At 71.1% G+C, this 13,951-nt stretch carries 9 protein-coding genes and 1 pseudogene; 4 read left to right on the top strand and 6 right to left on the bottom strand.

Features of this window, described 5'->3' with window-relative positions:
- Window positions 1-19: 19 nt before the first annotated feature.
- Entirely contained in the window at window positions 20-1,990 is a 1,971-nt protein-coding gene (locus DV20_RS40695) for a DUF6541 family protein (RefSeq protein WP_043789009.1), read from the bottom strand.
- A 169-nt stretch (window positions 1,991-2,159) separates the two neighbouring features.
- Between DV20_RS40695 and DV20_RS40690 the strand changes: the two genes are divergently transcribed.
- Window positions 2,160-4,220: a DUF6541 family protein gene (locus tag DV20_RS40690; RefSeq protein ID WP_043789008.1), complete on the top strand. Its 2,061-nt coding sequence runs from the start codon at window positions 2,160-2,162 to the stop codon at window positions 4,218-4,220.
- Between the two features lie 442 nt (window positions 4,221-4,662).
- On the opposite strand, the gene DV20_RS40685 is transcribed toward DV20_RS40690, so the two are convergent.
- Window positions 4,663-5,946 (bottom strand): lipopolysaccharide biosynthesis protein, encoded by a 1,284-nt coding sequence (locus DV20_RS40685; RefSeq protein ID WP_043789007.1) that lies wholly within the window; start codon window positions 5,944-5,946, stop codon window positions 4,663-4,665.
- Window positions 5,943-6,962 (bottom strand): glycosyltransferase family 2 protein, encoded by a 1,020-nt coding sequence (locus DV20_RS40680; protein WP_043789005.1) that lies wholly within the window; start codon window positions 6,960-6,962, stop codon window positions 5,943-5,945. Before DV20_RS40680 ends, DV20_RS40685 begins: the two co-directional genes overlap by 4 nt.
- An 84-nt stretch (window positions 6,963-7,046) precedes the next feature.
- Between DV20_RS40680 and DV20_RS40675 the strand changes: the two genes are divergently transcribed.
- Together DV20_RS40675 and DV20_RS40670 are read left to right on the top strand one after the other, a co-directional pair.
- The gene (locus DV20_RS40675; RefSeq protein WP_043789004.1) at window positions 7,047-8,144 is read left to right on the top strand and encodes a UDP-N-acetylglucosamine 2-epimerase; all 1,098 of its coding nucleotides are present in this window, start codon (window positions 7,047-7,049) and stop codon (window positions 8,142-8,144) included.
- A 57-nt stretch (window positions 8,145-8,201) separates the two neighbouring features.
- On the top strand, window positions 8,202-8,759 hold the full coding sequence (locus DV20_RS40670; protein ID WP_043789003.1) for a glucosaminidase domain-containing protein: 558 nt from the start codon (window positions 8,202-8,204) through the stop codon (window positions 8,757-8,759).
- On the opposite strand, the pseudogene DV20_RS45320 reads toward DV20_RS40670, so the two are convergent.
- Window positions 8,756-8,830, bottom strand: a pseudogene (locus tag DV20_RS45320) (recombination mediator RecR); the annotation flags it as partial. The gene DV20_RS40670 and the pseudogene DV20_RS45320 overlap by 4 nt on opposite strands.
- 170 nt (window positions 8,831-9,000) lie before the next feature.
- Between DV20_RS45320 and DV20_RS40665 the strand changes: the two are divergent.
- A complete protein-coding gene (locus tag DV20_RS40665) occupies window positions 9,001-12,075 on the top strand; it encodes an AfsR/SARP family transcriptional regulator (RefSeq protein WP_084093924.1) in 3,075 nt (1,024 codons plus the stop codon).
- Here DV20_RS40665 and DV20_RS40660 read toward each other — a convergent pair.
- Both DV20_RS40660 and DV20_RS40655 read right to left on the bottom strand, forming a co-directional pair.
- Window positions 12,072-12,986: a PIG-L family deacetylase gene (locus tag DV20_RS40660; protein ID WP_043789002.1), complete on the bottom strand. Its 915-nt coding sequence runs from the start codon at window positions 12,984-12,986 to the stop codon at window positions 12,072-12,074. The genes DV20_RS40665 and DV20_RS40660 overlap by 4 nt on opposite strands.
- Window positions 12,987-13,003: 17 nt before the next feature.
- Window positions 13,004-13,951: DUF346 domain-containing protein (locus tag DV20_RS40655; RefSeq protein ID WP_043789001.1), on the bottom strand; the 948-nt coding region annotated here is incomplete at its 5' end.

The raw sequence follows: 13,951 nt of genomic DNA, 5'->3' as shown, positions 1-13,951 counted from the left end.
ACGCGATCACTTTATCCCTTCACTGCCGGTCACCGGCCGCGGACCCGGGCGCGGCCCCGGCCGCCACGACGTCCTGCTGGCCGGCGATCTCGTAGACGGAGGCACCGGCGTTGCGGTAGACCAGCTTGAACCCGGGCGTGGTGTCCAGGTTCAGCAGGCCGGGGTCGTTCCGCTGGTCGGGGACGGCGTTGCCCTGGCCGACGAAGGCGTAGCGGACCTTGAGCTCCCGCAGGATCCGCCGGGCCTCCGGGTCGGACTCCAGCCGGTTCGCGAACGTGCTGACGTAGCCGACGTCGCTGGTGCGCGGGGCGCCGTAGTAGTTCCACTGCGTCGGCTTCACCCCTTGCAGCGCGTACATCCAGACCGACCCGTCGAGGCGGTCGTTCAGGACGCGCTCGCCGGGCACGGTGTGCGCGGCCAGCCAGGCGAACGCCGTCTCTTCGTCCGCGCTGACCGCGGGGAAGCCGCGGTAGGCGATGTTGACGTGGACGGAGTTGAGGTACACGTACCCGCGGCTGAACCCGCCGACCACCGCCGCGAGCACCACCACGCCGGCCAGGACGGGCGCGGCCGGGTGCAGCTTCGGCAGCCGGGGCCGGACCTTCTCCGCGAACCACGCCGTCGCGGAGTGGACGAACTCGCCGAAGCCCACCGCGCCGATCATCGGCAGCAGCGCGGCGAGCCGGTAGTTGTCGTTGTAGAACGGGCCGCTCAGCAGGTGGACCAGGCGGTTCTCCATGGACACCGTCGCCGCGTACAGACCGCCGAGCACGACGTACGCGCCGACCAGCCAGACCATCCGCCGTCGCCGGGCCAGCAGGAAGATGCCGATGATGGCGGGCAGGCCGATCCACCACTGCGGGAAGTTCGCCATCGGCGAGAACGTGACGGCCTGCCCGACCGCGCCGGTCATGGTCGCCGCGTTCGCCCAGACGGCGGACGTGACGCCACCGGCGTTGTAGAGGGAGGGCAGCACCTGGGGCAGGCCGAGCCCGGCGGCCAGCAGCGCGGCCGCCACCAGCGACGGCCAGGCCCGCCGCCAGTCGATCGGCTCGAACTTCAGCAGCACGGCGGCCAGGATCAGGACGCAGTAGACGACGAGGACGAACACGACGCTGGTGTGCAGCGCCGCCAGTCCCGCGACGCCGACGCCCACGGCCAGCGGCCCGGTGGCCCCGCCCGGCTCGAGCAGCAGGCGGACCACCGCGAGCATGGCCGGGACCAGCGCGACGCCGGCGGCGTACGGCCAGACCGGGCCGTGCCAGAACAGGTCGTAGGGGAACGAGGTGAAGCAGGCGGAAGCCGCGGCGGCCGCGGCGGCCGTCACCGGGGGCAGCCGCCACGCGCGGCACATCGCGGCCACGCCGAGCGGCACCGCGAAGGTGACGGCGATGGACGCGAAGTTCAACAGCGGCATCACGGTCAGCCCGCCCTTGCCGAAAAGCAGGGCGAGCAGCGCGTGGTAGGTGTCCGGGTAGAAGTAGCGGGTCTCGTCCGGCAGGTTCGCGATGGTGCCGATGGTCGACGGGCGCGCGTCACCGCGCTCGGCGATCCAGCGGACAAGGTTCGCGTGGAACGCGGCGTCCCAGTCCTGGTTCACCGTGCCCGGCGTCGGGATGCCGCGCAGGACCGTCAGCGCGCCGACCGCCATGCCGGCGGCGACGCCGAGCGCCGTGAAGGCGTGCGCGCGCCACGACCACCGCGGACGTCCGGGCGAGGCCGCCTCGGCGTCCGGACGGCGCCGCCGGGTGAACCGGGCCACGGCCCAGGTGACGGCGAAGCCGAGGGCCGACACCACGAGCGTCCACAGGGACACCGACAGCGCGGTCCACCGGATGCCCGTACCGCCGAGCAGCGGGACGGCGAGGGCCACGAGCCCGAACGTGAGGACCGGCGCGGCCGCGCCCAGCGTCCAGCCCCGCAGGCCGATCGCGGCCCCGAAAACGGCGCCCGGGAGCCAGAATGCGGCCAGAACGAGCAGAAAACCCATTCTCACCCCTTATTTTCCGCCGTGATCCGTCCCGCACCCGCGGCGACCGCCGTTCTCCGGCGGCGGCCACGCTACCGCGCACGTCAGCTCGCTGGTCACCCGCATCCTGGGCGGACCGCGGCCACCCATAGACTCCCCGGCGTTGGCGGCTTTGTTGATCGGAGAAAGCATGCTGTCCGAAGCTGTCCGGCTGGCTGTGGGAATCCTGGTGGTGTTGCTCCCGGGATTTTCGATCCTCCTGGTCACCGGCATACGGGAACGGTTGTGGCTGGCGGGCCTTTCGGCGCCGTTGACCACCGGGTTCGTCCTCCTGGTGTCGCTCTTCACGGGCGTCACCGGGATCCGCTTCGGCCTGCTGACGACGGTCGTCGCGCTCGTGGTCGTCCTGCTCGTGCTCGGCGGGGTGCGGTGGCTGGTCCGCCGCCGCCGTCCGGCCGCGGAGCCCGCCGAGCCCGCCGAAGACCCGCGGCTGCGCACGCTGACCGGCCGCGCCGGGCTGGTGGCCCAGGTGCTCGGCGCGCTCATCGCCGTCGCCGGGGTCGGCCTCGGCGTCCGCACGTGGCACAAGGGCCTCGGGTCGTGGCAGACGCCGACCCAGGAGCACGACACCGTCACGCACGCCGTGCTGACCGCCTTCACGCACTTCACCGGCAAGGCCGCGCCGTGGCAGATCCTGCCGATCGACGTCGTGCACGACACCAACGTCCAGTTCTACCCGCCCGGCTTCACCGACCTCTGCGCGCTGCTCACCGACGTCTTCGGGGACACGATGCTGTCCCTGAACCTGGCGACCGTCGTGTTCTCGGTGGTCGTGCTGCCGCTGTCGGTCGCCGCCCTGACCGCGGCCGTGCTCCGGCACGGACGGCTCGGCCGCGGCTGGGTCGAGCTCGCCGCGGGCGTGGCCGCGCTGGTCTCCGTGCAGCTGTACCGCCCGGGTATCGCCTTCGCCCACGACGGCGGCGTGCTGCCGAACGCGGCCGCGATGACGCTCATGCCCGGCCTCGTCGCCGTGATGCTGCTGCTCGGCAAGCGCAACTGGGGCCGCGCGGTGCTGGTCGGCGTCGCCGCGGCCGGCGCGTTCAACGTGCACCCGAGCGCGCTGACCTCGGTCGCGCTGACGACGGTCGCGGCCCTGATCGGCCTGCTGTTCACCAAGGCGGGCCGGCTCGCCTTCGTCCGCGCGCTCCTGCCGCTGGTGCTGGCGGGCGTGGTCGGCGTGGTCCTCATCGTCCCGGACGTGCTGGCGCTGCTGCGGCTCGGCAACGGCTCGGTGGTCGACGCGCCGGCCAACATCCGCGGCACGCAGCTGGGCGCGTCGTTCGAGCTGGTCGCCCGGCTGCCCTACGGCGGCTACTTCGACCCGAGCGGCACGATCGGCCAGCTGGTGCTCGGCCTGCTCGGCCTGGCCGGCGTGGTCGCCACGCTGCTGTCCCGCCGGGCGTGGCCGCTGCTGACGGCCTGGCTGTTCTGGGCGACGGTCATGGTGAGCTTCCACTACTCGCCCAACTCGGGCTTCGGCGCGACGATCGGCCGCTACTACTACCGGGTCGCCAACCGCCTCGACACCCACGTCTACCTGCTGATCCCGCCGCTGGCGGGTGTGCTGTTCGTGGCGCTGGCGCTGTTCGTGGTCGCGGTACAGAAGCGCAACCCGGTCCCGGCGCGGTTCCGGCCGGCGGTGGCGTACGGGCTGGTCGTAGTGCTGCTGGGTGCGCTGACGGTGACGTCGTTCCGCGGCTACATGAACACGGGGGCGCTGTCGCTGAGCCAGCGCTACGCGGCCCCGCAGTTCGTCCGCTACGACGCGGCGGACGACGCGGCGGCGAAGTGGCTGCACGAGCACGTGGCCCCGGGCGAGGCGATCCTCAACAACGCGAACGACGGCTCGACGCTGTTGTACGTCGACTACGACCTGCCGATCCTCAACATCGTCCCGGACGGTCACAGCCCGATCCAGGACAACATCACGCTGCTGGCGATGTTCAACTACTACCCGGAGGACCCGGAGGTCCAGAACATCCTGCGGGCGAAGAACGTCCGCTGGGTGTACGTGGACACGTCGGCCCCGACGGTCGGCACGGACGGCCGCCACTGGACGGGCAAGCTGACGTACAGCCTGGCGCCGGGATTGAGCAAGCTGTCGGGGTTGCCGGGCCTGACGAAGGTGTTCACCTCGGGCACGGTGAGCGTGTACCGGCTGGACCTGCCGCAGTCCCCGCCGCGGGGCTGAGGCTTCCGCTGCGGCCGGTCGTTCGGCGCTCGCTGGTTCACGCTGGTTGCCTGCTGGTTGCCTGCTGTCGTCAACGACGAGGCTTTGCGTGCTGCCTTCCACCAGGAGGCTGGCGTGTGGAGCCTCTCACCACGAGGCTTTCGCGTGCCGCCTTCCACCACCAGACTTTCGCCTGCCGCCTTCCACCGCAACGAGGCTTTCCCTGCCGTCTTCCACAACGAGGCTGGGGTGTGGACAAGACGGCTCGGGCGGCTTCTCGGCGAGGGTTTCGGTCGGGTGGGGCCGATAGACTGAAGCGGGGATGGACCCCCAGGGAGGGTGGGCCCTGTCTGGGGGCCTTGGATGAGGGCGTTGGCTGGGGGTTGCTGCCCGCTGCGCCAGGCTCAAACCGGCCCCGCACCGCGTCCGGGACCACTCACGACATCCCGGTGACCGGCGAACCTCAGGCGGCTTCGGGCTCGACCGGCTCCGGCGCCCGCCGCAGGACGAACGCCAGCACCACGGCCAGCCCGAGCGCCGGCGCCACGGCCAGTGCGACCACCGCGCGGAACACCGTGTCACCCGGCAGGAACAGCAGCACCAGCGAGGCCGTGCCGGTCACCACCGCCCAGGTCGCGAGCACGAGCTTCGCCTGCGTGCGGGCCACCAGCACCGCCGTGAGCAGCTGCATCGGCACCAGCAGCACCGACGACCACACCAGCCCGGCCACCGACCAGCCGTCGATGTCGTACTTCGGGCCGCTGACGAACCGGACCGCCCACGGGCCGAGCCACAACCCCACCAGCGCACCGAGCGCGGCCAGGGCCAGCGACGCCGCCGCGCCGAGCGCGAGCACGCGGCGCAGGCGGTGGCGGCCCTCGTCCGTCACCGACAGCCGGACGACGAACGGCACGGCCAAGGACTGCACCGGCCCGATCAGCGTCAGCGGGAGCCGCGCGATGACCAGCGCCGCGAAGAGCGCGCCGACGCGGTCGCCGTCGCCGCCCGGGGCCAGGAGGCCGACCAGGGCCGGGTAGCCGGTGATGACCGCCGCCGTCAGGGCCGCGCCGACCAGGAGCATGCTCATCCGGCGGGTCGTGACGCCCCAGCCGTCGCCCTCGACGTGGAAGTCGAGCAACCGGCGGGCCGGGCGCGCGAACAGCAGCCAGGCGAACGAGCCTGCCGCGACCGCGATCGCCAGCGAGACGACGTTGTAGGCCACCGAAACGAACAGGACGCCCAGGATCAGCGCCCGGACGGCCGGTTCGGCGATCACGAGCAGCGAGAAGGCCTTCACCTTGTGCTGCCCGATGAGCAGCCCGCGCGTGCCGAACTGGCAGGCGAACGCGACGCCCCCGGCCAGCACGATGACCGCCAGCGACCACTCGCCGTGGAACAGCTTGTCGTTGACCGGCGGGATCAGCAGGGCCAGCGAAAACGCGGCCGCGACGACCACGCCGACCGCGACCGCCCGCAGCGCCGGGCGGCCCGCCTTGCCGCCGCCGAGCGCGGCGACCGCCGACTGGCGCGAAAGCTCCTGCTCGAGCGGCGACAGCGTGCTGCCGAGGCCCATCACCAGGCCCCAGAAGGTGACGAAGACCGCGTACTCCTGCGGCGGCAGCAGCCGCTGGCAGGCGACCGTGAGCAGGTAGCCGAGGCCGATGGACACGATCAGCGAGCCGCCGAGGCTGCCCGCGGTCGTGCGTCCGCTGGGCGCGGCGGCCGGCGTGTCCACTTCGGTGCTCATCGGCGGCGGAGCCCGGCCCGCACGGCCATGGCCAGTCCACGCAGGACACCGGCGCCGAAGCCCCCGGCGAACACCGGCAGCAGCTTGGTGACCGCGCGGGCCTCGGGGCCGGTCGCGCCGCACTTCTTGACGACTTCGCCCGCGGCGACGGCGCCGAGGACCCCGGCGGCCAGCGTCGTCTTCGGCTTCTTCGCGGCGAAGACCAGGCCGATCACCCCGGCGGCGAGCGCGCCGAACAGGGCGTTGCGGGCCGGGCCGGGCGAGGCGATGTAGGAGTCCACGTAGGTCGTGCCGCGGAAGTAGGCCTGCTGCGTGAACTTCTTGAACGAGTCGCGCCCGTTGTAGGTCGCCGACAGCTCCGGGGCCAGCCAGATCCGCTCGCGCTCGGCGATCCAGCGCAGCATGCGCGTGTCGTCGCTGGCGAAGCGGAGGTCGTCGAACAGCGACGCGAACGCCGTCACCGAGCCCTCGAGGAGGCCGCGACGGGCGCAGAAGAACGTCGTCCCCTTCGGGTAGACGTCGAACTCGTCGATGCCGTACGACATCAGCCGCGGGTTCGCGCAGTACTTGCGCCACGGCACCTTGACCAGGCCGGCCATGAAGCCGGCGTACGGGTTGTGCTCGGACGCGACGTTGATGTGCCCGTTCCAGACCGCGCGCTCGGGGTGCTCCACGAGCTGGTCGCGCAGGAACGTCAGGGTCTGCTCGTCGACGATGACGCGGCTGTCGAGCAGCGCGACCCACTCGCCGGACGACTTGGCGATGCCGGCCCGCCGCGCCTCGAACCGGCCGGAGTTGGCCTGCCTCAGCACGGTGATGCCGTGGCGTTCGCGCAGGTCGTCGAGCCGGGAGGGGGTGGCGTCGGTGCTGCCGTCGTCGACCACGACGACCTCGATCGGCCAGCTCGCGGCCGACGCCGAAGCGAGCAGCGCGCCGACACTGCGTTCGATCCAGTCCTGCTCGTTGTAGACCGGGATCACGACGCTGAGCGAGGGGAGGAGCGGGTTCGCACTCACCGTGCCGAGGCTACCCGGCGGCCCGGGTGCCGGGTCGGCCAGTATCCTTACGCCACCGCACCCGACCGGAAATGGGCTCCTCTGGTGATTTCCTTCATTCTCGGCACCACCGCGGAACTGATCAAGATCGCGCCCGTCTACCACGGGATCCGCGAGCGCGGGATGCGGCCGAAGATCTGGTTCACCGCCCAGCACGTCGACGAGGTCGCCGACGTCCTCGCCGACCTGAACATGCCGGAGCCGGACGTCTGGCTGGTGCCGGAGGACAAGGCGCACAACCTCGAGTCGCCGGCGCAGGTGCCCGGCTGGGCCGCGCAGGTGCTGCGGACGGCGTGGAGCCGCCGCCACGAGCTGCGCGCCGCGCTGACCGAGGACGGCCGCCCGCCGCTGGTGCTGGTGCACGGCGACACGTTCACCACGCCGTACGGCTCCCTGATCGGCAAGCGGATCCTCAAGTCCCGCGTCGGGCACGTCGAGGCGGGCGCGCGGTCGGGCAGCATCCTCTCGCCGCTGCCGGAGGAGCTGAACCGCAAGATCGCGGCGAAGATCGTCGACATCCACTTCGCGCCGAGCATCCGCGAGGTCAACAACCTGCGCCACGCCCGCGGCGTGGTCGTCGACACCGAGGCGAACACGGCGATCGACGCGATGCGCCTGGCCATCAACGGCCCGCTGGACGTGCCGAACCTGCCGGAGAAGTTCGGCCTGGCCACGCTGCACCGCTTCGAGCTGGTTTCGCGCCCGGACAAGTACCGCGAGGCGCTGGAAATCCTGCGCGAGCAGAGCCGCAAGATGCCGATCCTGTACATGGCCGGCGCGCCCGAGCGCGAGAAGATCCGCTCGCTCGGCATCGGGAACATCTTCGACGACCAGTTCATCGTCCAGCCGAAGATGCGGTACCTGAAGTTCCTGCCGCTGGTGGCGCGCGCCGAGTACGTCGTCACCGACTCGGGTGGTCTTTCGGCGGAGTGCTACTACCTGGGCCTGCCCTGCGCGGTGCACCGCGAGCGCACGGAGACGCCGCAGCACCTCGGCGAGACGGTCGTGCTGACGGAAATGCGCGGCGACAAGCTGCAGAACTTCCTCGACACGTACCAGAACCGGCGCGGCGAGTCCTGGATGGACAAGTACCACCCGTCCGAAATCATCGTCGACACGCTGGCGCAGCTCGGCTACTGCTGAGTCCTTCGTCCGGGTGACCTCGCGTTTTTCCGGGGGTGAGCCGGGCAAAGTGTCGCCATGATCCTCCTCGGACTGGCGGCGGTACTGGTGGTGGTCCCACCCATCGACCAGGAAGCCACGCACTCGGCGGCGTTGAGCTCCGGTTTCCAGGAGGCGTACGTCACCACGGCGGGCCCGATCGCGCGCGCGATCCACGCGGCGTACGACATCCCGGCGTCGGTGACGGTCGCGCAGTCGATCCTGGAGTCGAACTGGGGCCGCAGCAAGTTGTCCACGGCCGAGCGGAACTACTTCGGCTTCAAGTGCGTGACGCCGACGAGCCCGGGGCCGATCGCGCTGCGGTGCGCGCAGTACCCGACGACGGAATGCGTTCCGGCGCCCTGCCACCCGGTGGACGCGTATTTCCGCTCCTACGCGTCGATCGACGACTCATTCCGCGATTACGGCCGGCTGCTGACGACTTCGCCGAACTACGCGGCGGCGCTGCCGGTGCGGACGGACCCGGACGCGTTCATCCGGGCGGTGGCGCGCAAGTACGCCACCGACCCGGAGTACGCGAACAAGGTGATCCGCCTGATGGACCTGTACGACCTGCGCCGCTTCGACGCTCCCTAGAGCGCCCGGCGGCCCGAGAGCGCGCGGCCGAGGGTCAGCTCGTCGGCGAACTCCAGGTCGCCGACGGAAGGCCCGACGCCGGCCCGGCTACCCGCCGCAACTCCTCGTTTCCGCCGTTCGAGTGTTTTCCCGACCGCATCCGACCTCGGGTGATCGCGTTCTTGTGCGCCCTCCGACGAGGTAACTAGGGTCCGTAAGGGGTCACCTGATCGTGTGATCTCACGGGGCTGGGGGGATCTCGATGCGGTTTCAGCTGCTGGGGACGGTGACGGCGCGGCGAAACGGGACCGATGTCCCGCTGGGCGGCCCCAAACCCCGCACCTTGCTCGCGGCGCTCTTGCTCGCGGAAGGCCGGGTGCTGCACGCCGACCGGTTGATCTCGATCATTTGGGACGAAGCGCCGCCGGAAAGCGCATCCGCGTTGCTGCACACCTACGTCTCGACCCTGCGCCGGGCGTTCCAGCAGCCCGACGGGGTACCGGGCGCGATCCTCACCGAACAGAGCGGCTACCGGATCGAGCTGACCGGCTGCACCGTCGACTTGCTGGAGTTCGCCCGCCTGGCGGCCGAAGGGGATTCGGCGGCCGGCGCGGGGGACCACGAAGCGGCCGAACAGCGGTACGGGCAGGCGCTCGACCAGTGGCAAGGCCCGGCTCTCGGCGGCCTCAAGTCCCGGTTCGCCGCGACGGAGGCCGCCCGGCTGGCGGACCAGCGGCTGGACGTGCTGGAGAAGCGCATCGACTGCGCGTTCGCACTGGGTCGCGGCGCGGGGTTGGTCAACGAGCTGACGGCATTGGTCGCGGAGCACCCCCTCCGCGAACGCCTCCGCGGCCAGCTGATGACCGCGTTGTGGACGACCGGACGGCAAGCCGATGCGCTGAGGTGCTACCAAGCGGGGCGCGGCTTGCTCGTCGAAGAGCTCGGCGTCGAACCCGGGCCGGAGCTGCGGGCCCTGCACCAGCGGATCTTGCGCGGTGACACGGTGGCGCCCGAGCCCGGCGCACCGGCCGCGCCGAAGTCCGAAGAGGAACCGGCGCCGCTGCGGGAGGCGTCCGGCGGCCCATGCCTGCTTCCCCCGGACATCACCGACTTCACCGGCCGGACCGCCGAGTCGGCGGCGCTCACCAAGCCGGCCGCGCGCCGGGTGGCGATCTCCGGCAAGCCCGGCTCCGGCAAGAGCTCACTGGCCGTGCACGTGAGTCACCTGCTGCGGGCCAGGTTCCCCGACGGGCAGCTCTACGTGGCCCTGCGCGGCGCCCAGCAGTCGCCAGTAGACGCCGTCGAGGTGCTCGGCCGGTTCCTGCGCGCCCTGGGCGTCGCCGACGCCGAACTCCCGGTGGGCCTCGACGAACGCGGCGAGCTGTACCGGACCCTCTCCGCGTCGAAGCGGCTGCTGGTGGTGCTCGACGACGCAGCGGACGAACGCCAGGTGCGGCCGCTGCTGCCCAGCGGTGACGATTGCCTGTGCGTGCTCACCAGCCGGGTGCGGCTGGCCGCGCTCGACTCGACCGAGCACATCGACCTGCAGGTCCTCGACGACAAAACCGGTCTCGCTCTGCTCACGCAGATCGTCGGGGGCACCCGGATCGCCGCCGAACCCGACGCGGCCCGCACGCTCGTGCACCTCTGCGGCAACCTGCCGCTGGCCGTCCGGATCATCGGCGCCCGCCTCGCCGCGCGGCCGGACTGGCGGCCGTCCCGGCTGGTGCCGAGGCTGCGCGAACAGCGGAAGTTCCTGAACGAACTGGCGATCGGCGACCTCGAAGTCCGCGGCAGCCTCGCCCTGTCCTACCGCGGCCTCGGTGACCTCGAACGGTCCGCGCTGCGCCGGCTCGGCTGGCTGGGAGTGCCCGACTTCGGCGCTTGGCTGGTGAGCGTGCTGCTGTCGGTGCCGCCGGACGACGCCGAGGACATCGTCGAAGGACTGGTCCGCGCCCAGCTGCTGGACGTGGTCAGCAACGACGGGTCGGGTGTCACCCGGTACCGCCTGCACGACCTCATCCGCGTGTTCGGCTGGGAACGCGCCGAAGCGGAGGAGGACGCCGAGCAGCTGCGGCTCGCGGTCCGGCAGGCGGCCGACGAGTGGTACCGGCTGGTCGAGTGGGCCTCGGGCGGCACCCCGGTGCGCGCCCTGCGGCCCGCCGCCCCGGGTCCGGCGGCGACCCCGGAGCTGGTCTCCACAGACGCGCTCGGCGAGCCCCTCGCCTGGTTCGACACCGAACAAGCGGCGCTCGTGCACATCGTCGAGCGCGCCAGCGAGCTGGGGCTGGCGGATCCGGCCGTGCGGCTGGCAACCGCGCTGTGTTCCTCGTCCTTCGCCGTGGAGAACCACTTCCACTACTGGTGGCGGACCCACACGGCCGCGCTCGGAGCGGCCCGGCAGACGGGCGACCTCTCCGGTCAGGGCCTGCTGCTGGCGGGTCTCGGCTGGCTGCGCAGCGAGCAGGATCGACTCGACGAAGCCGCCGACTACTACGCACAGGCCCTCGAGGCGTACGCCGAAGTCGACGACGTCCGCGGCCAAGCGATCACGCGGATGATGCTGAGCAGCGTCCGGCGCGAGCAGGCACAGCTGCCCGAAGCGTTGAAGCTGCTCGGAGAGGCCCTCCCGGTGCTGAGCCGGCTCGGCGACCCGCGGGCGGAGGCCCGCGCGCACCACGGCCGCGGCATGGTTTTGACCGAACTCGGCCGGCTGCCCGAAGCCCGCACCGAACTGGAGCGCGCCCTCACCCGGTACCGGGCGCTGCCGGACAACCACGGCGTCGCCCTCGTCCTGCGTTCGCTCGGCATCGTGCACCGCGCGGCCGGGCGGCTCGCCGAAGCCGAGCGGGCGTGCGCGCAGGGCTTGGACCTCCTGCGGGGAGCCGGTGACCGGTTGATGATCGCCTACGCCACCCAGGCCCTCGTGAAAGTCCACATCAGACAGGGACGCCGGAACACCGACGAGTTGCGCGCGGAGCTCGAAGACGCGCTGGCGACCTGCCGCGAAATGCAGGACGGCTTCGGCCAGGCGCTCATGCTCCGCACCTTGGGTGAGCTCGAACTCGTCCGCGGCGAGCCGGAGTCCGCCCGGCGCCACCTCGAGCTCGCCCTCACCTGGTGCGACGCGCTTTCCCTCCCCCTGTGGCGGGCCCGCAACCTGCGGGACCTCGCGGCAGCCCAGCGAGCGCTGGGCCGGCAGGCGGAATCCGACGCCACCCACGCCGAGGCGCAGGCCCTCTTCACCAGGTACGGCGCCCGGGAGGCCGGTGAACCGCGGATGTCCGTGAAGACCGCTTCCGGCAACGGGAAAGCGGTCTTCACGGAACACCACTAGCAAGCGTTGAAGTCGCCCGGCGGCACCCAGGGGATGCCCGGCCAGAAGATCCGCCCTTCCGGCCGGTACTGCTTGCCCATCACGTTGTCCCACGACCACGGGCTGATCTGGTAGTCGAACGGCTTGTAGGCGTTCCAGATCTGCTGCTTGCGGTCGCGCCAGTAGCCGCCGACGTTGTCCGGGTAGTCGGTGATGACGTAGCCCTGGTATTCGTCCCGCCGGATCCAGGTGTTGCCCGCGCCGTCGACGTCCGCGTCGGCCGCGAGTATCGCCCCGGCGACGTGGTCGACGTTGTCGGCCACGCCGTCACCGCGTCGTTCCCGGTGTCCGAGCGTGCTCTGGGTGCGCAGGTAGTCGGGCTGGACGTAGTCGATGATCGACCGGAGCATGCCGACGAACGAATCCTTCGTGTACGCGGGCCGGTAGTCGATCGGCCGGGCCTCGTACGAGTCGTCGTGCAGCATGCGGAAGAGGTCACCGCAGTTGTCCTCGGGCCCGGCGGCCGCGTGGATGTACGTGAAGACGAGGTGGACGTTCGTCCCGTCGAGGTGGTTCACGGCGACGGGGTGGCCACCGAACCACATTTCCTCGTACGTCCAGGAATTCGGCACCCCCGCTGTCTCGGCGTAGGCGGCGCGTTCACCCTGCACCCGGCTGTCGGCGTAGTCCATGCCGCACGGGTCGTGGCTCTCGCACGGGATCTCCCCCGCGGTGAGGTAGGTGACCCACACGTTGTACCCGGCTTCGACGTCGGAGGCGATGTCCGGATTCATGAACAGCAGGTCGTCGTCCTGGTGCGCGGAGAAGCTGAGCGTTGTGGTGGTGTCCGCGAAGGCGGGACTGTGCACCGCGGCGACGGTCGCCGCGGCCAGTACCAGCGCGGCGAGCGGCCGTGCGATCTTCGTTCGCATGACGTACTTCCTTTCTTTCACTGGCCCCAGTTTTCGATGTCCGGGGCGCCCATGTCGGTGTTCCAGTACCAGTGGGTCAACGTGCCGTTGGTGGTTCGGCCGTAGATGTTTTCCTGGTTGTCGGTGGCGAAGCCGGTGGGGTTGGTGCCGAGGTTGCCGCCCCAGTTGTCGTGGCGGGGCTGGTTGTCTTCCGGGGTCCAGTACCAGTGGCCGAGCTGGTTGTCCGGGGTGCGGGCGAACACGTGCTGCTGGTCCTGCCAGACGTAGGCGGCCGGGTTGCCCTGGATGGGTGCGCCGAGGGGTTCGTCGACGACTTCTTCGTCGGGAGTCCAGTAGAAGTGCTTGAGCGTGCCGTCGGTGCCGCGGGCGAAGACGTGCTGCTGCTCACCGAAGGCGTACCCGGTGGGGTCACCGGCGATGGTGCTGGAACCCCAGATCCCGTAGTTGGGGTCGGCGTCGGTGGGGGTCCAGTACCAGTGGGCGAGGTGGCCGTCGGTGGTGCGGCCGAACACGTGCTGCTGGTCGCCCCACACATACGCCACCGGGTCACCCGCGACCGACTGGGTCTGGGTTTCCTCGACCATGCCCGTGTCCGGGGTCCAGTAGAGGTGCTTGAGCTTGCCGTCGGTGCCGCGGGCGAAGACGTGCTGCTGGTCCCCGAAGGCGTACCCGGTCGGGTTGCCCGCGATGTCGTCGGCACCCCACTGCTCGAAGTTCGGGTCGGCGTCGGTGGGGTACCAGTACCAGTGCCCGATCGTGTTGTCGCTCAACCTGGCGAACACGTGCTGGGTGTCACCCGACACGAACGCCACCGGCTGACCCGCGAGCGCCGCGGGATACGACTCGGACTCGATGGACTCACCGGCGTTATAGGAGTGCAGCAACGACCCGTCCGCACCCCGGGAGAACATGTGCTCCTGGGTGCCGTACCGATACGACGCCGACGCCGCAATCCCCTCATCGCC

Source organism: Amycolatopsis rifamycinica (assembly GCF_000695625.1).
Classification (GTDB): domain Bacteria; phylum Actinomycetota; class Actinomycetes; order Mycobacteriales; family Pseudonocardiaceae; genus Amycolatopsis; species Amycolatopsis rifamycinica.
This window is presented reverse-complemented; position numbering and strand designations above follow the sequence as displayed.

What these genes read in the sequence shown, in the direction of transcription:
- DV20_RS40695 (WP_043789009.1), bottom strand. Translation starts at nt 1,990, where the DNA reads ATGGGTTTTCTGCTCGTTCTGGCCGCATTCTGGCTCCCGGGCGCCGTT.
- DV20_RS40690 (WP_043789008.1), top strand. Translation starts at nt 2,160, where the DNA reads ATGCTGTCCGAAGCTGTCCGGCTGGCTGTGGGAATCCTGGTGGTGTTG.
- DV20_RS40685 (WP_043789007.1), bottom strand. Translation starts at nt 5,946, where the DNA reads ATGAGCACCGAAGTGGACACGCCGGCCGCCGCGCCCAGCGGACGCACG.
- DV20_RS40670 (WP_043789003.1), top strand. Translation starts at nt 8,202, where the DNA reads ATGATCCTCCTCGGACTGGCGGCGGTACTGGTGGTGGTCCCACCCATC.
- DV20_RS40665 (WP_084093924.1), top strand. Translation starts at nt 9,001, where the DNA reads ATGCGGTTTCAGCTGCTGGGGACGGTGACGGCGCGGCGAAACGGGACC.
- DV20_RS40660 (WP_043789002.1), bottom strand. Translation starts at nt 12,986, where the DNA reads ATGCGAACGAAGATCGCACGGCCGCTCGCCGCGCTGGTACTGGCCGCG.